This window comes from Hyphomicrobium sp. 01T421 (assembly GCF_056398805.1).
In genome coordinates, this window is sequence record NZ_JBFTQC010000001.1 from 127,317 (window position 1) to 144,523 (window position 17,207).

Below are 17,207 nucleotides of genomic sequence, written 5' to 3' on the forward strand. Positions count from 1 at the left end.
ACGTGACCACTAAACACTTTCCCTGGCTTCGTCTTATGGCTTCAGATGTAGAGGCGTTGGATGACGTTGAAGACCGGTATGTCAAGGCTTACGCCCGGATCGAAATCGCGCTCTCGCAATCACGGCCGCCATTAAAGCGTTCGGAACAAGCATGGATGCGAATCACGGGGCTTAAAAATAAGCGCTCGATGGAGCTATGCTTTGCCCACCTCTTTCAAGTAGGTCGCATAAAGCGAGCGCCAAATAGTGGCATCACTTCAGATATGGCCGAACGCGAATGGGCCTGGCGTGATGAGCGCAGCCAACAAAACAGCAAGAATCGACGAGGTTCTGATGAGGGTAAACGCGATCCAACACATGATAGTTCATCTCTAGAATCGGCTCAAAAAACTCAAGGCTTTCAAACGCCGTCGGCTACGGCCGTCAGACGGGCGATGTCAGACTTAGAGAACAGAAGAGAAGAAAAAAGGAGAGAATACTCTCCCCCCCTTTCTCCCGGAACTGATCCATTCTGTTCGGGTTTTCGGAGACGCCACTTGCAACGGGCCAGAAATTGAAATTGACGGCGAGGCACTTCGAAGAAAAAACGAAAATGTTCGCGCTTCTCGAGAACTGTGTCGCCTAGAGGCAAAAACTGGGGGCCGAGGATGATCGGATCAGCGACTCCTCCAGGAAAAATTGCGGCGGCTCCGCATAAACGTGGAGAATGAGCGTCGACGAGATCCTCGAAGCTGGGACGGGTCCTTCCTGTCACCCTTTCCCTTAGCGGTGCGGCGGCAGCCCGCCTCGCGCGTATTTTTTGGTCTGAAAAAAGTCCACTTCCGCTTCCGGTACGTGTACCATTCGAAGAAAGCGATAGCCCATTTTTACGGGCTTTTTAGCTCTTACAGCCCTATCGAAACGGAGTTGAAACGGAAGTGAAGGGCACCAAAACGGAAGTGAAAAATTGCCTTAGCTCCGCAGACGTCAAAAAGGGGTGAGCAAGGAATGCAAGCAATTAGGAATTAACGTTTCGCCTGCGGTTGGCGGACGCCTGTGGCTCGCTCGCGTCGACCACTGACTAGCAAAGGTTCGGGCATGGCTAGGCTTTGGCAGCCACGACCGGCCATGGGCCTAAAAGCTTCTTTCAGCGCTTGAGCTCTGCGTAAGCCTGACTTCTGAGCGAATTTTAGACTTAGAGAAGTTGTGGCGCTTACCCGAAGGGCCTTTGGAAGGATAGCATCGACTAGACCGACAAAGCCGCCAAGAGAAGGTTTTGAGCGGAGCTAGCTCTTTTGCCCTCGAGCTGCGCTTGGCTCGCTGGCCGCCACGTTCATTGACGTCGGCCCAAGCGATTGAGTGGGGATTACCGGATTGGCGAGATGAGGTCTTGCTGCAGTGCTGTGATGAGCCGGATATGTAGTTCGCTGGGCAGGATGGGAGGGCGCGCTCAATGGATGACCGCTTAGTTCGGATTGTAGCAAACATCGATGATTTTGCCGCCCTTGCTCAGTTTGAGTCGAACGCCGGCAAGCGTGGTGCTTTAACCGATGGTCTCAAAAAGCTGATACGCGAACGTTCTGCAGTCTTGGGACGCCGGCTCATCGAGCAGAGAACGGGTATTGACCTATTCAACCTGACGCCGGCGGAAGAAAAGATCGTTCAAGTTGTCAGCGAATATGCCGGCGTGATGAAGCGACAAGGCAAAGACGCTGGTCGAACCTTCATACAGCTTCGCAATCATGGCCTACTTGATGCGGCTGAAGTGGCCGTAGCTCGAAGGACGCCCACGCAGGGTTACAAGACGCTTGCCGACGAAGGACGCACGGACCTGTCCTACGAGCAAATCATTATTGATTATTCCGAAGAGTTTTCGGCGAGAGCGCTTTGGTTTGCACAACGCCAGCTCGGTCTTTCCAATTCATCCGACCGGCCGCCCGCAAAGACGATAACACCGACGCATCAGCGGACCGAGGCGCTGGTCCAATGGCTGAAGGCGCGTAGTCAGAAAGATGCCGGGCGGATATTGCCATACGAACATTCCGAGGCCGCGTCAGCTGTCGACATCGAGGACTTGCAGCGGTCGGGGCGCGTATTCGGCAACGTTCAGTCGCGTCTTGACTACGCCTGTTATGCTGTTGGATTGCCCCCATTGGGTCTGACGGCGGTTTCGCCATTTGATATGGCTTGGAGGCAAGAAGGCCGTTCGTGGGCATTTCCGGTAGCCGATATGACGACGGCAGCCCGACGGAGACGATGGAGTTCGGATGATTTCAGCAACGTGTTGAAAGCTGCGGCGGAGTTGCCAGGTCAGGCCCATCATTCGTGGAAGAAGGAGATGGCCGATCATGAGGACCGCATAAGGGCTTGGGCGTTGGGCCTCGGGGGAAAAGAGGGAGTGAGGGACGAAGCGGAAATCCAGTCCCCTGAAGCGAACGGCGACGTTTATTGGGTTCTGGTCTGCAATCCTAAGAAATGGGCCATCGATAAATTCCTCAGCCGCGAGATCGCGTACGATACGTGGGGCGTGCGGAAATCTGACGCTTCGCGATTTGCCCAAGGGCAGCTAGCAGTCATACGCGTGGGTAATGACGGGCGAAGTCAAAAGGATAGGGAAGGCAAAGATCCCCTCGAGGCCGGAATCTATGCGCTTTGTCGGATTGAAGGCGAAGCGTATCCGGGCACCGGCGCCGCGGATGAGTTCTGGTCCGAAGGCGAACGGCGGGAGCCGGGGTGGCCAACCGTCAAGATTCGATATTTGCGCACATTTCTAAAAAATCCCCTTTCAATAGCGCGTCTTCGGACCGAGCGACCGGAGGCATCGCATCTCTTATTGAACGGGCTTCAGGCATCATCATTCCCGATATCGGGCGATGATTTCCGCGCGATTGTTTGGTTTCTTGGTGACGATATCGGCGACCTGCCGTTGTTCGAGGCACCTTCTGAAATTGTCCCGAACAAGCTTGCGCAGATCGAGGCCAAATATATTCGTGCCAGCCCAGAGGTCAGGGAGCGTTTGAGCCGAACGATCGAGCGCGGGCCAATCGGCGACTTGGTCAAGAAAGCCAACGGATACAAGTGTCAATTATGCGAGGCGCTTGGAGCAGAGCCGTTTGGTTTCCGCAAGAAGAATGGTGCACCTTACGTTGAAGCTCATCACGTGATGCCGGTCGCCATGCGGCAAATCGGTTCTTTGTCTGCGTCGAACGTGATGACAGTTTGCGCAAACCATCACCGTCAGCTCCATTACGGGACTGTTGAGGTCAAGTTTTTAGCGGATGCCTTCGACATTCTGATCGACGGAATATCAGTGATGGTGCCCAGGGCCAGATTGGGCATCGACAATCTGGTCGACGCATTGGATGCGTAATCAGGGCTCTATGTCTGCGTCGGCCTTCGCACAGCCGTTTGCAAGGCAGACTTCCTAGGTGCGTCCACTCTCCCCTGAGATTTAAATGCCGCTGATGCACTCAATACGCACAGCCAATTAGGCCCCAATGCTTGATTGCTGGCGCGAGTGCCGGTCTATGCTGTGCCAGCAACCAAGCTCCGCAGGCACCAAATGGATTTAGTCGCGCTAGGAACAAATGTCCGGGAAACTATCCTCGCATTTGCTCGGCTGATCACGGTCGACTACTGGCCGGGCCTGATAAGTCTTTCCCTCTTTATAGTATTCGTCGTGCTTGCCGTTCGAATGGTTGCAATTACCATTGGACGAAAGCAATTGTTGGACCGGCTTTCCGCGCGAATCAGAAAGAGCGGGGACGCTGCGGGGTTCCAAAACGAACTCAACGACATTGAAGGCGAACTCAATAGCCGAAAGAGCAGCAATTCGCGCCGACTGGCGAGCGCATTTTCGGAGTTCCGCGAAACCCTGCTCGAGCCTTCCAGGAATGGCGGAGCTAACGTTCGAAACGCATTCCGTCCGGCAACGTTCCTCAATTTGGAGGATTTGCGGTTCGGCCTTTCTGGTTGGCGCGTGTGGCCCGGTTTGTTCGTGTCGGTCGGATTGCTTCTGACCTTTCTCGGTCTGATCGCCGCCCTTGCAAATACCAAACAGAGCATCGCTGTTGGAGGCGGCGATCAGCAAAAAATGATGCTGGCGTTGGAAGGTCTTCTGGATACCGCGTCCGCGAAGTTCACGATGTCGCTGACGGGCTTGGCCTGCTCAATTATGTTTACCGCTCTCCATCGTTTCTGCTCGAGCCGACTCGAGCACGCAATTTCGGACCTAAATCACGAAATCGAACGGCGTATGGATTTTATAAGTCTTGAAGGTATTGCCGATCGGCAGCTTGCGGCCATTAAGGAGCAGACGGCTCAACAGCAACTCTTAAATACGCAATTAATTGCGGAGTTGAGCAAACCTTTGGAGCGCATGAGCGCGACAGGGGTGGAGGCGATGGGGACCATGGCGAGTGAGCTAGGTACTTCGCTTACCGCGACCATAAGCGCGTCCCTCGATCGCGTTGCAGATCGAGTAGACGGAGCGGCGGCAACGCTAAACACGCTGTCGACCGCGCTTGGAGATGCTTCTAAGCGGTTTGAAGAAACACTAGAGCGCTCGGTTGGTGGACTTCACATCGTAGTTCAGCGAATTGAACTCGTCACCAATCGCCTTTCAGAGACTGCCGAAAGCGTGGCCTCTACCGCAACACCGGTAATGGAAACAGTTAAGTCAACCGCTCAGGCCGCTCGAGCTCTCGCAGATGGGTCAGTTGAGTTGATTGGCGCAGCAAAAACAGCGGTCGATGCAGAACGCGCGATTGTAGTGAGTGCTGCGAGATCTATCGAAGAACTCATTCGAGCATTTGAAGGCAGAGCGAAGGCATATGACGGGCAGCTAGATAAAGCCTTTGCGACCTATTTAGAACAGGTTCAACGAACGCTTCACGAATTGAATTCGCACAGTGATGGCGTTCACAAGCGTTATGCAAACGCTCTTGAGGTACTTCAGGGAGTCATCGAAAACGCGCGTGCATTTCGTCCAGAAACCGCGTCCCCAGAGACCGAACCTCCCGAGGACGAATCTGCGGAGTTCGAGACTCCGGAACCCGTAGAGTAGGTCATGAGAGGCGGAACTCGAACGCGACATGTGGAAGAGGAAGAATCGGCCTTCATATCTATGACGGATATGACGGTAAGTTTTCTCTTTATTATGATGATCCTGCTTGCGTTCTTTGCGACGCAAATAGCTCCAAGCGAGATGGTGCCGCGTGAAGAATACGAGAAGGTCTCCAAGAGCCTTCGGGAGCGCGATGAACAGGTGTCCTCGCTTCTAAAGCAGCTGGAAGTCTACCGATTGAAAGGCGACCAATCGGTGCCCTGGCTCATGTCCGAGAACAAACGGTTGACGTCGGAACTTCAATCTAAGCAGCGAGAGTTGGATGGTATCCGTAAGGCCATTGGTGTTGTGCCAGGTGGCGATATCATCAAGGAAGCAGCCCTTCTACGGGACGAGATCGAACGCCTACATCGTCTGCTCGATGCCGCCCGAGAGAATAATCCAATCGAGCGATATAACTCGCGTGTCGCCGATCTTCGCGGACGGCTCCTTCAGCGTATCCAAACCAGTATCAAGGCATCGGATCCATCGATTGACGTTGAGATCAGTCGAACGCGCGATGCGTTAGAGTTTAAGGGAGACGGGCTCTTTCCCTCCAAAAGTGATATCCCGACAATCACGGGAAAACATAAAATGGAAATTATAGCGAAAGCCTTGAGAGAGAGCATCGGCTGTTTCGCGCTATCGCAGCAGCAGGTGCCGGAAGCATCGTGTAACAAGGAATTGGCTGTTATCGATGCGCTCCAGGTTGAGGGCCATACGGATAGTACTGGCCCCGATTCACTGAATATGGACCTGAGCTCGCGCCGAGGGGTTTCGGTCTACTCCATTTTCTCCACGGCGGCCCCCGACATGCTCGACTTAAAGAACCTTCGCGGTCAGCCAATTCTTTCGGTGGCTGGATACGGAAAAGGGCGACCGATAATGAGCAACGATACGAAACAGGGGCGTGATGCCAATAGACGCATTGATATTCGCTTCATCATGTTTGCGCCAACGGACGAGCAATACATCCCTAAAAAGCTTGACGATCTTTCTCGTCTGCAGCGGCTTCTGACTCAGGGGCCTTGAACATGAGCCTCATCAATAGGCTCGTGAGCTTGCCTCAGGCCATACGGACATTGTCCATGGATCGCGGATTCGACCGAGCCGTACAAAATGTTCATGTTGCATTTCCTCGAAACGATGCCGTCAAACCCGATGACATCGAAGCGCTCATACGAAAGTTAAGCGCAGCGATCTCACATTGGAAATGGGGCGAACTCACCGAAGGGGAAATGGCAAGCATCATCCTAGCGTTTGCCCAAGGCAACGCAGCCATGCCGCGACAGATACGAGATTTTCTCTCGAGGGAGATCAAGGTCTGCACTAATGATAGACTTCTAGGCGCGCTTTGTTATGGATTTATATTCAGCTGGAAGCCACAAGATGAGCGCCTACGAGGCCTAGCAAACATCATCGAGAAGCGTGCCAACTATTTGCCTGAGAAGTGGCAGAATCTCTTTCGACGTACACCGGATCTGCTTGATCTTGACAATGGCGGAACTTCGTTTGGCCAATGGATGGTGCATGAGCGCGATGCTTTTCAATCCGTAATTGCAAGAGGAATATCTAGGCCTCATGGGCCAGGGTTTATGGAACATGCGCACGCAGCTTGGTTGCAGGCTCTTCCGGTTCTAGACAATGAAGCAGCCATAGAAGGTGTGCTGGCGTGGATCGTCCCTGAATCTTGCGACGTGCTCGCAGGTGAGAGGGGCTCCGCAGCTGTTTCCCGACTTTTAGAACCTTGGCTCAGCGTAAATCCGCCAGATAAAATCCGCGCGAGATTGCTCACAAAACTCGTCGACGCCTACGGTGATCTGAGAAATGATAACTCTCATTTTTGGACCTTGATCAACGAAAGGGCTAGGCGGGTCCTGCTTCGCTGGCTGGCGGGTCGGCAAATGGAGGCATTTCTCGATGTTGTGTCTCGAGCTGAGGAAGGAAATTCTCGCGGCCAATGGGCCAGCCGGCATAGCTTTTGGAAGGGGATGTACGATCAAGGTTACATCGATGAAGCCTGGGTGGCGTTTACAGAAGACGCGAAATCGATAGCGCGCCGTCGGTTCACGGAAACCGGCGATCAGGCCTACACAGGATACGGTAATCGTGTTGGGCCGCGGAGAGATACGTGCCTCTTGATCATGAGCATTCGAAACAAGATCGTGATTGAGGGGTCGCACAACTTCAGAATCCACGTTTTTTCAAAAGGCGATCCGCAGGCGCCAAAACTTTACGCAGAGCGATACGACGTCGACCACTTCCTCCTGCCGCATCCGCATGACGACGCAAGGGTTCATGATGAGCCTGGTGGGCTATGGAGAGAATGGGCACGGAAAAAGCTGCTGTGACACTTTCTTTCGCATCTGCATTCGACAAACGAGGCTGCCTTCTAACGCTTCAGCAGTCACGAGGAGGACTACTTCGAGCGCTTCGATCGCAGCCCAAATACGACCTAAATAGCCTTCCGCGCGACGAGCGAAACATTGCTATGGCGCTTGCCCGAGTTAGGGTGCTGGATCGAGACGGCCGCGAACATACTCTCGAAGGCAATGAACTGCGACTTTCGCATCGTCTGGTCGCGGAGCTGGACTCCTTTTCTGCGAATGCCTTTGGACTGCCTCCGCTGGTCAGTGGCCACATCTTTAAAGCGGCAATACGTGGCAGCCTTGGAAATCCGGACTTCCACCTCGATTGGTGGTGGGAAAGGGGTGGTCAGACGCGTCCGCTCCGACGCATTGGGTCCATCGTAGAGGGTTCCACGGGACCGATGCGATTACCTGGACCAATCTATAAGGCCATAGAAATCGCTGAATCCTTCGACCCCACGAGCCCGTTGGCGGATCATTGGCTGGCCCTTGGTGAATTCCGTCGAAGTCTCGGAGCAGAAGCACCTGACGGCTCAGTATCGCTGGACGGTGCTCTCGATCGGATCGAGATCATAACGAGCGATCGTGTCGGCCTCCAAGTGGATGATGAAGATGATAGCAAATTCGAAGCGGTTCCCTTTGTCGGTTCAGGTCTTTCCGATGACTCGCAACCCGGAACGGATGACTCACCGATAAAAGGTCATGAGCTATCGCAGTTCCAGAAGCAGGTAAGCGAGCGCGGCGCCCAACCCGCTTATCGCATCGGGAACGGTAAGTTCTTAATATTGGACCGAACGGCAGTGCCGGTTGTCCAGGTGATCTCGGAGTCCGCGAGGGGCGACTCCGATCAACGCCGTGCCTTTATCAGAGACGCTGAAAGGATCATTTCGGACGCAATAGAGCGCCAAGCACTTGCTGATGGACGGCTCAACGAATTGATGAGCCCCGAGGGTTATGCCGAGGCACTTGAACGCGCGATAGGTGGAGCATGGACCGAAACAAAGGAATGGGCTTCTCGAGTAATTAGAATCGCCAAGTGGGCGCGGCCTGTTATTGATCAGATGACAGGATCGGGGACCGGTTGGTTGCCGAAATCGATGCAACGGGAACTTGGAGAGCTTTTAGGACAAGTCACCGAGGATGAACTCGCATCTTTGATCGATGAGCTGAGTCAGGCTCAGCACGAAGGCAAGGATCAAATCGAACATCGCGTCGGAATAATTCCCGTCACGATCGACGTGATCGAGGCGCTGGTGCGTCGGCTTCAGATGATAATGCGCAGACAGCCACCGGAGCCGGTATCAGAACCAAGTCCCGTCTTTCTTCCTGTTACCCATAATAATTTTTGGGACAACGACTTTCGTGCTGAAACGCGAAAGCGCGAGATCAATCAGGAGATTGATCTGCCAGTGACTGTGAAAACGGAGATGAAGCTCCATCAGGCGAAAGCTTTCGCTTGGCAGGTTGAGGCTTGGCGCTTCGGACACCCTGGTATTCTCAATGCCGATGAACAAGGACTTGGAAAAACCCTCCAAACCCTCGCATTTTTGACTTGGCTTGCCGAAAGCATGATTAAGGGCGAGAGACCGAAACGCCCCATGTTGATTATTGCGCCGACGTCCCTGCTCAGAAACTGGGAGACGGAGCTAGCGACACACGTCTCAGAGGGTGCTTGGGATTCTCCAATTCGGTTATACGGAGCCCACCTAGCGCGTTGGAAAACGATGGGCAGCACGGGGCGAGATATCGATGACGGAAATTCACGTTTAGATTTGTCAGAGCTCGTCGCAGCAGATCGGCCGCAACTCGCAATCACCACTTACCAAACTGTCGTCAATTATGCCGTCACGTTTTCCCAGACAGAGTTTGCTGTTGCGGTATTTGACGAGATCCAGAACTTAAAAAACCCCGCGACTATGCGCTCCGAGGCTGCTCGCGCGGTTAAGGCCGACTTCCGCATCGGTTTGACCGGAACTCCGGTGGAGAACGCAACACGCGATATCTGGGCCATCATGGATCAGCTCTTCCCAGGGGCCCTTGGGCCCTTGGCCGAGTTCCGACGGGTGTTCGATAAGCCGGAGGAAAAGCGAGTCCGACAATTGCATTCCGCGATCTTCACAAGCAACGAAGGCCGCCCGCCCTTGGGTATTCGACGCCTCAAGAAAGATGCCGCTGCAGATCTGCCGCCCAAGGTTCGTGTCCTGCATCCGCGAATAATGCCGGAAGCCCAAGCAATCAGATATGATGAAGTGCGAGCGAAAGGCGGCACCATGTTCGCGCTACTGCACCATATTCGTCGAACATCACTTCATCCCGGACTAATCGAGGGTGAAGCGCCCCAAGACTTCACATCGTCGTCGGCACGAGTGTCAGCCGTCATGGACATACTTTCGGCTATAAAGGCTAAGGGTGAACGTGCCCTCGTCTTTGTCGAAAACAGAGATGTTCAGGCTTGGTTTGCAGAACTTATTAAAATCGAGTTTGGTCTCGAGCGCGTCTACGTCATTAATGGTGAGACGGGAATTGACGCGCGAAAGGAGATCACGGACCGGTTTCAGCGTCACCTAAGCGATGATCGCGGTTTTGATGTTTTGGTAATGGGGCCGCGCGCCGCAGGTACGGGCCTTACGCTGACAGCTGCCAACCATGTGATCCATCTCACTCGCTGGTGGAACCCGGCTGTCGAAGAGCAATGCAACGACCGCACTCATCGAATTGGCCAAAGCCGCCCGGTTACGGTTCACATACCACTTGCAGTTCACCCCCGATTGGGACCGAATTCGTTCGATTGCTTATTGCAGCGGCTGATGCGGCGGAAGCGCAGCATTGCCGATGCTGTTCTTTGGCCTCAGGAAACTGATGCCAAGGACAGCGACCTAATCACGCTTTACGAGACCCTACTAAGCGGTGATGAACCGAATGCTGGCAATTCTGTGCGGTTGGAACTCGCTGATCGTCCGGACCTCGATGCGCGGGAGATTTGTCCCAATGTGCTACGCATCAAGCCAGTGAATGGTGGTTGCAGCGTGCTTGTCGCGCATAGAACGAAATTCGAAGCGGTTTTCAATTTAGCTTCCGCGGATGATGCTGCAATCATCATTATGGATCCGGAAGGAGACGCAGTAACTCATCACCCAAAGCCAACATCGGTTCTGCCCGATACCGCGCTCTGGCCCGAATACACTCTTCCGGAATGATCATCCGTGGTCGCCTTGGAGAGATCTGGCCAACCTCAAACTCCTGTCATGGATCGCGGTGCTAGGCTTGATCGCCGAACGGGGCTGCCTGCCAATATCGTTAACCTGATGCAGGCGCGGTCTTGAAAGGGGCAGCCATCTCTTGGCGCCCGGCCGCGCCTCGGGCATAATTCCGATCAAAACAGCGGGGATCACGAGATGGGCCGGAGTTTTCTTTCACTTGCGTTGCAAGCTGCGCGGGCCGCAGACCGCGCCGAGCGCGAAAGAGTAAGGAACGAACTCCGCGAGCAGAAGCAGCTGCTGCGGGAAGCCAACGAGAAATCGCGGGAAGACAAGCGCCTCTATCTGGAAAGTCGCGCCGCGGAGGTCGACGACATGAATGCGGCATTGGCCGAACGGTGCGCGGCGCTCCAAGGGTTTCTTTCGGCGGGCATGGCGACATCCCCCGCGGTCAATTGGCAAGACGTCCAAAAGCGCATTGATGAAGCCGAGCTCGACGCAAAATTTCCGTTCGGTGACGCACCTGACCCGCAAGCGTTCGTGGTTTCGCCGCCAGGGCTGCTCGGCCGCCTAATGCCAGGAGGGGAGAAGCGCTATTTGGCGCGGGCAGAAGCAGCACAATCCGCGTATCAGCAGGCTGTGGCGCAGCACGAGGAGTTAAAGCGCGCCCGTCAAATGCACTTGGGGTTTCTTACTCAAGCCGCTGCCGAGCACAACGAGGCGGTCTCGCGCCTGCAACTCGACTACTGTGCGGGAAAGCCCGAGGCCGTAAGCCAGTTCTTCGAGCTGATGTTCGAGCTCTGTCCTTACCACGAAGACATCGTCTGCAATGCCAAGATTGGCTACATTCCGGAATCCCGTTGCCTTGTGGTTGATGTCGAGGTGCCTACCCTCGCGGATGTTATTCCCGATGTTGAGAAGTACCGCTTTGTCAAATCAACGGATGAGGTCCAGGAAAGTAAGAAGACGTTGAAGGCCAAGCAGGGGCTCTATTCATCCTTTCTCGCGCAGGCCGTGCTGCGCCGGCTCTTCGAAATCTTCAATGCCGACGAGGCGCAAACGGTGGACGTCGCCAACGTCAACATTTTCGTCAATACCGTCGACCCGGCCACGGGCAAAAGCATCCGTCCCTGCCTGCTATCGGTACGCACGACGAAGGACGAGTTCCTGGGGCTCGATTTGCGCCGCGTCGAGCCCACAGCATGCCTGAAGCGCCTCAATGCAACAATCTCCCGCAGTCCTTCCGAGTTGGTCCCGGTCAAGCCGATCATGGAGTTGAACATGGTCGACCCGCGCTTCATCCAGGAAACCGATGTCCTCTCCGCACTGGACGACCGCACCAACCTCATGGAGCTGACGCCCGGTCAGTTCGAGAACCTTATAGCCAACCTCTTCCAGCGCATGGGGCTTGAAACCAAGCTCACCCAGGCATCCCGCGATGGGGGGGTTGATTGCGTGGCCTTCGATGCCCGCCCCGTCATCGGCGGCAAGGTCATCGTGCAGGCCAAGCGCTACAAAAATACGGTTGGCGTCAGCGCGGTGCGCGATCTTTATGGCGCCATGCAGCACGAGAAGGCCTCAAAAGGCATTCTGGTGACGACCAGCGGCTACGGCCCGGCGGCGTTTGAATTCGCCAATGACAAGCCCATCAGCCTTTTGAGCGGCAGCAATCTTCTCAGCCTGCTCAAGGAGCACAGCGGCATCGACGCCAAAATCATCATGCCTGAAGATTGGCGGGACCCGCTGCCGATGACGTAAATGCGCGGTTCCATCGTTTGCGTTATTGCCACAGAAGGCGGCAATAAACGCTAGGTGCCTATAAGAACATGCGTGCACGCTGGCGCCGAATAAGGCTACTTTCCGTCGATGATGCATCCGCTCTACACCATCGGCTATGAAGGGGCCTCCATCGAGACCTTCGTTCTGACATTGCTTAACGCTGGCGTCGATACGCTGGTCGATGTGCGTGATTTGCCGGTGTCGCGAAAAAAGGGGTTTTCCAAGGGCATCCTGCGCGAAACCCTCGAAGTTAATGGTATCGGCTATGTGCATCTCCGCGGCCTTGGCGATCCGAAGCCAGGGCGCGAGGCTGCGCGGGCGGGAAAAATGCGTCTCTTCAAATCCATCTTCGGGCGGCACATGCAGAGCACCGCAGCGCGGCTAGACTTAGTCATTGCTAACGCTCTGGCGCGTGAGAAGGTGGTGTGCCTCATGTGCTTTGAGCGGGCGCATTGCGATTGCCACCGCGCCATTGTCGCTGAACATATCTGCCTCGCGACCGGCCTTCATATTGAAAACCTGATTGTCGAGAAAAAGTCGTTGAGGAATGCCCACCGCTTCGTCGCCCCGGACAGCATCGCCGCCTGAGGCGACGGCCGAGGCCATCATCATCGTCAAGGCGTCGCCGCAGCTCGGCGACAAGCACGGTGAAACCGTCTGCACCGCCGGCATTACGCGTGAAGGTACGTGGGTGCGGCTCTATCCCATTGCCTTCCGCACGTTAGAGGAGGCGCAGCAGTTCTCGCGCTGGGATACCGTTTGTTATCAGTGGCACCGGCCGAAGGATGACCCGCGTGTGGAGAGTCGGCGCGTCGAGCACCACACCTTGGAGGTAGTCGGTTCCATCCGCCAGCAGGACCGGTTCGGCTTGGTGGCGCCGATGATCAAGGACAGCCTTGTCCGGGAACGGGAAGAGGGGCGAAGCCTAGCCGTCATCCGCCCGTTGGTTCGGAAGTTCGTCGTCGAGAAGAAAGCGGAAACCGAGCGCAAGGCCGAAACAGAGCGCTACGCGGAGCGCGCCAAGCAGGTCGACATGTTTCTGAAACAGGTGGTGCCATACAAGCCGTGCCCCTACCGCTTCAAGTATGAGTATGAAACCGCCGACGGCAAGCGCAGCGGAACCTGCCAGGATTGGGAAACCGAGGCGACCTTCTTCAACTGGGTGAAGCAGTATGGGGAAGAAAAAGCGTTGGCGATGATTACGAAGCGCTGGGGTGAGGAGATGCCAGACAAAGGCTTGCTATTCGCGATGGGCGCGCATTCGCTGTACCCGGACACCTGGCTCATCAACGGCATCATCCAGATGGGCGACATTGGCCAGCTGACGCTGGGGGTTTAGTGTGTCTGCCCTCCTCGCCACATCTCACCTATCGGGCCCTCAGTCATACTATGCGTATGAACGTGCCGCGCCGTCGTCAGATTATGGTGCAAAATCAGAGCCCGCTTTGTCAGCGACGATGGTCTGATCGCGCTTTACGGCAGCCGCCGGCCACACCGTGATAGTTGGGCGTGAGCATGGCCCCCTTCGACCCCGCGGGTCGCGGTCCCAGGGCCAACAGGCTTCCGGATCCCTTTAGCGCCTTTGCTTTCCGACGTTTCCGAAATGAAATGATGAGGCAGACGGGTAGGTCGGGAGAGCGGTGTCGTGGATGCATGGGCCCCAGGGGTGGGGGTTTCTAGTCTCGTCGCCGGTTTCTTCCTTGGAGCGAAGCTGGCAGGGAGCGCCGTTCCATTGGCGCGGTCAACTAGTGTTTCGCATCCTTGTCATCTCAGTCGTGGCGGCGCAGACTGAACATAAATTTACACTGCTGTCTTACGTTCGAGCGAATCCATCGGCTTTCAGCGGATGGGATTTTGCAGGGCTGCCAGATTTTATTCTGCCTTGATCCTCGAGCTAATTCCACGACCGAAATTAGGTCTGCTCGAGCATTCCGGACAGATCTAGAAGGTTCGAAGTTATGCGGGTTCCGTATTTTTTGTCTAACTTTGCCTGTTGGGCCAGGCTGATAAACTGGTTCTCTCCAATAACGACGTCGGCGTAGGGAAGTGTGGCGCAGAAGGACTGCATGTCACGCAAATCATTCTCTTCAAGCGGACGTATCTGCCTTTCAAGGCGCAACACCGGTTCGCGTTCGGCGTCATAGGTGGCCACATCGAGTTCGCCACTCGGGACGCGCCGATCTGATAAAAGATAATCTTGGAGGAAAACGCATGGGTTTGCTGAGCCAACTACGCAGCAAAAAAAAGACGCGTGGTGAAGGCTATGCCGATGGCTATTTCTTCCGCATACCCTCCCGCGCTTACTTCGGCTGGTTCGCGACGTCACCCGATGGTCGGTACACTATAACCTGGCGCGACGCGAATGGCGACGGTACCCACGGCGGCGCCCGAGTGTCAGGGATGGGCTGTTACTATCTACTCGATGGTGCCGCGATCATTGCCGAGGGCCAAGTCGAACGCCCCAATGACGGCAAGGTTGCCAACGACGGCACGTTCATTTTGAACGATTGGAGATTCAGCGCCGACCTCAGCGGGGCCTTTTTCGCCTTTCGCGCAGATGGCAGTCCCATCATCGCAAAAAGCTTTACCGCAAACCTCTACAATAACGGCTTATCGGCTAACGGCAGCCTCGCTGTTTGCCAGATCTGCAACTCCCCAACAGAGGATGCATCTGTCCTTGCCGTTTTCGATCTTATCAAGGGCGCCGAGATCGCGCGATGGATTCCGGAGTCAGGATGGGCGCAGTCATACGAGTTCCCGGAAGACGGTCTGACGGTGAGGCTTTGTTACCCCGGTGGAGCATCGTTCGCCTACAGCCTGCAGGGCGCGTTCGTTGATCGAGACCACTGGATTCAATGGAGCCTCTCCGAAGGAAACCTCGTCGTCATTGAACGGCTGCTCGACGAGGCAGGCAAGACGCCGTCCGCCGCGCTGGCGGGCAGGCTAATTGAAGGCATCGATGTCGCGCTTGCTGCCTGCCATCCTGGCGATGGACACGCCCGTTCCTGGGCGTTCAAATTGCGCGGCATTTGCCTTGAGGCCGTAGGCAACGCCTTGGAGGCACTGCGCTTCTATGAAGAAGCACTTCGGTTGGATCCGAAAATCGGCATCAAGCGCCGCGCCGACGCTCTGAGGAAGGCGTTGAGTAAGTGAGAACAATGTTGAATGGGGCGCAGGCAAGTCCTCAAGGGTGGATTAGGGAGAGCGAGCAGTCCCTTTTGTTCCTGTTGGGCAGAAATGAGGGCCGGCCGCGAACGCGAATGCTTCGTGCTGTCCCGTACTCAGGCAACCGACCAATTTCGTGGCAGTCGCCAAAACGCTCCTCCACAACTAGGCGATCAGGGTTTGCCCCAGACAGCAGAGAGCCCCAACAAAGTAATATCTAATCAATTGATTTCATTGGCGCGCCGGGAAGGATTCGAACCCACGACCCCCAGATTCGTAGTCTGTTTTTCTCACAAGAGAGCTGATAAAAGCCTTTCAAGCTGCAAATCAAGATGGTTGCATGCCCCCGCAACCAACATTACCGCTGTTGGGTTCTCATTCCGACAGCAGCGCAGTCAGATTCCCCACGAGATCCAGTTTCATCGGTTTGCCTGGTTCATCCGGCGTCGCAACGATGCGCTGAATGAGATCGCGAACGATCTCGACGAATTCCTGATCGGAATCCTGTCCTTTGCCCAGCACCTTTTGCATTTGCCCGACGATCTCGGCGTAGGCTGCTCCCGCGTTTGGGTGCAGTGAGACGACGTCTTTGGCTTTTCCAGGACGGCGCCGCTCGAGATCCACGTGTTGGGCCTCGAGTTCATTCAACCTCGCGGCCATTGTCCTGGCGTCACCGCCGGCCTCGACCATGGCGATGACGCCCGCAATCTTGCGCTCAGAGAGATCCCGTTGGACGTCCCGCTTTGTCCGCTCGGCACTCGTTGCCAGCTTGGCGCGCTCCTCGCGATACATCTCGACTGGGGCGGCGATGGCTTCCGGCGCGAGCAGATACTTGCGCAGGACCTCGAGAATGCGGCGCTCGATTTCGTGCGTCGCGATTATCCGACGGTTTTCGCAGGTCCCACGATTACGTGACGCCGAGCAACCGAGATAGTCGTGATGGATGACAATGACCGGAAAGCAAATGCTTCGGGCGCCGATGACGCGTTAGCTTTGACCCTCCTCGCTCGTCGCGTCGCTGCCGCCGCGAATACCTCATCCGACGCGATGCGGAGTTCGGGCACGTGATGCACAATCCATTGATCAGGAGGATTTGGCCTCGCTTGCCGCTTGCCCGTTGCCGGGTCCCTTACGAAGCGCTGGCGATTATAGACGATCTTGCCGAGGTAGAGTTGGTTGTTGATCAGGCCGTGGATAGAGCGGCAGGTGTCTTCGAAGCCCGCAAATCGATCCCAATCAAACATTCCGGACCGGATGCTCGAACAGTACCGTCGAATGACAATCGGCTTAGGTGAGATTGCAGGGATGCTCGATATCTGGGGACTGCTTTACGTCCACGAGCGGACATCGTCGGCGGTAGCCAAAGGGAGGTGCCGGCACAGATGGCCGCTTCCGCTAATGGGAGCAGCGACGATCAGCTCACGGAAGTCCATAGGATCCGATGACTGCTCATACGAATTTCTCGAGTAAATAGCCGATCGCACAGGGAACCAATTGGCGACCTTTAGGCTTAGGTACCGGGTCACTGTGGGCGGTAACCATTTCCCAAGCCATTGGTCTAGGGTTGTCTCCTGTTGTCATAGAAATGGCTGTCTTCCGTCTGCAAATCATAAA

Annotated in this window: 14 protein-coding genes; 11 read left to right on the forward strand and 3 right to left on the reverse strand. The window is 55.5% G+C overall.

Going from position 1 to position 17,207, the window contains the following annotated elements; all coding sequences use genetic code 11:
• The first annotated feature begins 2 nt into the window (after positions 1-2).
• From AC1DK3_RS00680 to AC1DK3_RS00720, 9 genes are all read left to right on the forward strand, one after another.
• Positions 3-557 (forward strand): hypothetical protein, encoded by a 555-nt coding sequence (locus AC1DK3_RS00680; protein WP_477190382.1) that lies wholly within the window; start codon positions 3-5, stop codon positions 555-557.
• Positions 558-1,432: 875 nt separating this feature from the next.
• Complete coding sequence (locus AC1DK3_RS00685; RefSeq protein WP_477190383.1) at positions 1,433-3,349, forward strand: EVE domain-containing protein; 1,917 nt, start codon at positions 1,433-1,435, stop codon at positions 3,347-3,349.
• 192 nt (positions 3,350-3,541) lie between these two features.
• Positions 3,542-5,044: a methyl-accepting chemotaxis protein gene (locus AC1DK3_RS00690; RefSeq protein WP_477190384.1), complete on the forward strand. Its 1,503-nt coding sequence runs from the start codon at positions 3,542-3,544 to the stop codon at positions 5,042-5,044.
• 30 nt (positions 5,045-5,074) lie between these two features.
• Positions 5,075-6,115: an OmpA family protein gene (locus tag AC1DK3_RS00695; RefSeq protein WP_477190385.1), complete on the forward strand. Its 1,041-nt coding sequence runs from the start codon at positions 5,075-5,077 to the stop codon at positions 6,113-6,115.
• A gap of 56 nt (positions 6,116-6,171) precedes the next feature.
• Positions 6,172-7,434, forward strand: coding sequence for an EH signature domain-containing protein (locus tag AC1DK3_RS00700; RefSeq protein ID WP_477190386.1), 1,263 nt, complete (start codon positions 6,172-6,174; stop codon positions 7,432-7,434).
• On the forward strand, positions 7,410-10,649 hold the full coding sequence (locus tag AC1DK3_RS00705; RefSeq protein ID WP_477190387.1) for a DEAD/DEAH box helicase: 3,240 nt from the start codon (positions 7,410-7,412) through the stop codon (positions 10,647-10,649). The genes AC1DK3_RS00700 and AC1DK3_RS00705 overlap by 25 nt, the downstream gene beginning before the upstream one ends.
• Positions 10,650-10,847: 198 nt before the next feature.
• Positions 10,848-12,407, forward strand: coding sequence for a restriction endonuclease (locus AC1DK3_RS00710; RefSeq protein WP_477190388.1), 1,560 nt, complete (start codon positions 10,848-10,850; stop codon positions 12,405-12,407).
• A 108-nt stretch (positions 12,408-12,515) separates the two neighbouring features.
• Positions 12,516-13,016 (forward strand): DUF488 domain-containing protein, encoded by a 501-nt coding sequence (locus AC1DK3_RS00715; RefSeq protein WP_477190389.1) that lies wholly within the window; start codon positions 12,516-12,518, stop codon positions 13,014-13,016.
• Positions 12,976-13,767, forward strand: a complete 792-nt coding sequence (locus AC1DK3_RS00720) for a hypothetical protein (RefSeq protein WP_477190390.1) — start codon at positions 12,976-12,978, stop codon at positions 13,765-13,767. The genes AC1DK3_RS00715 and AC1DK3_RS00720 overlap by 41 nt, the downstream gene beginning before the upstream one ends.
• A gap of 573 nt (positions 13,768-14,340) precedes the next feature.
• On the opposite strand, the gene AC1DK3_RS00725 is transcribed toward AC1DK3_RS00720, so the two are convergent.
• Entirely contained in the window at positions 14,341-14,580 is a 240-nt protein-coding gene (locus AC1DK3_RS00725; RefSeq protein ID WP_477190391.1) for a hypothetical protein, read from the reverse strand.
• A gap of 59 nt (positions 14,581-14,639) precedes the next feature.
• Between AC1DK3_RS00725 and AC1DK3_RS00730 the strand changes: the two genes are divergently transcribed.
• Positions 14,640-15,581 carry a tetratricopeptide repeat protein gene (locus tag AC1DK3_RS00730; protein WP_477190392.1) on the forward strand — a complete coding sequence of 314 codons (942 nt, stop codon included), beginning with the start codon at positions 14,640-14,642 and terminating at the stop codon, positions 15,579-15,581.
• 387 nt (positions 15,582-15,968) lie between these two features.
• Here AC1DK3_RS00730 and AC1DK3_RS00735 read toward each other — a convergent pair whose 3' ends face one another.
• The gene (locus AC1DK3_RS00735) at positions 15,969-16,217 is read right to left on the reverse strand and encodes a hypothetical protein (protein ID WP_477190393.1); all 249 of its coding nucleotides are present in this window, start codon (positions 16,215-16,217) and stop codon (positions 15,969-15,971) included.
• Between AC1DK3_RS00735 and AC1DK3_RS00740 the strand changes: the two genes are divergently transcribed.
• Positions 16,218-16,508 carry a hypothetical protein gene (locus tag AC1DK3_RS00740; protein WP_477190394.1) on the forward strand — a complete coding sequence of 97 codons (291 nt, stop codon included), beginning with the start codon at positions 16,218-16,220 and terminating at the stop codon, positions 16,506-16,508.
• Here the strand turns inward: AC1DK3_RS00740 and AC1DK3_RS00745 are convergent.
• A complete protein-coding gene (locus tag AC1DK3_RS00745; protein ID WP_477190395.1) occupies positions 16,472-16,837 on the reverse strand; it encodes a recombinase family protein in 366 nt (121 codons plus the stop codon). The genes AC1DK3_RS00740 and AC1DK3_RS00745 overlap by 37 nt on opposite strands.
• Between the last annotated feature and the right edge of the window lie 370 nt (positions 16,838-17,207).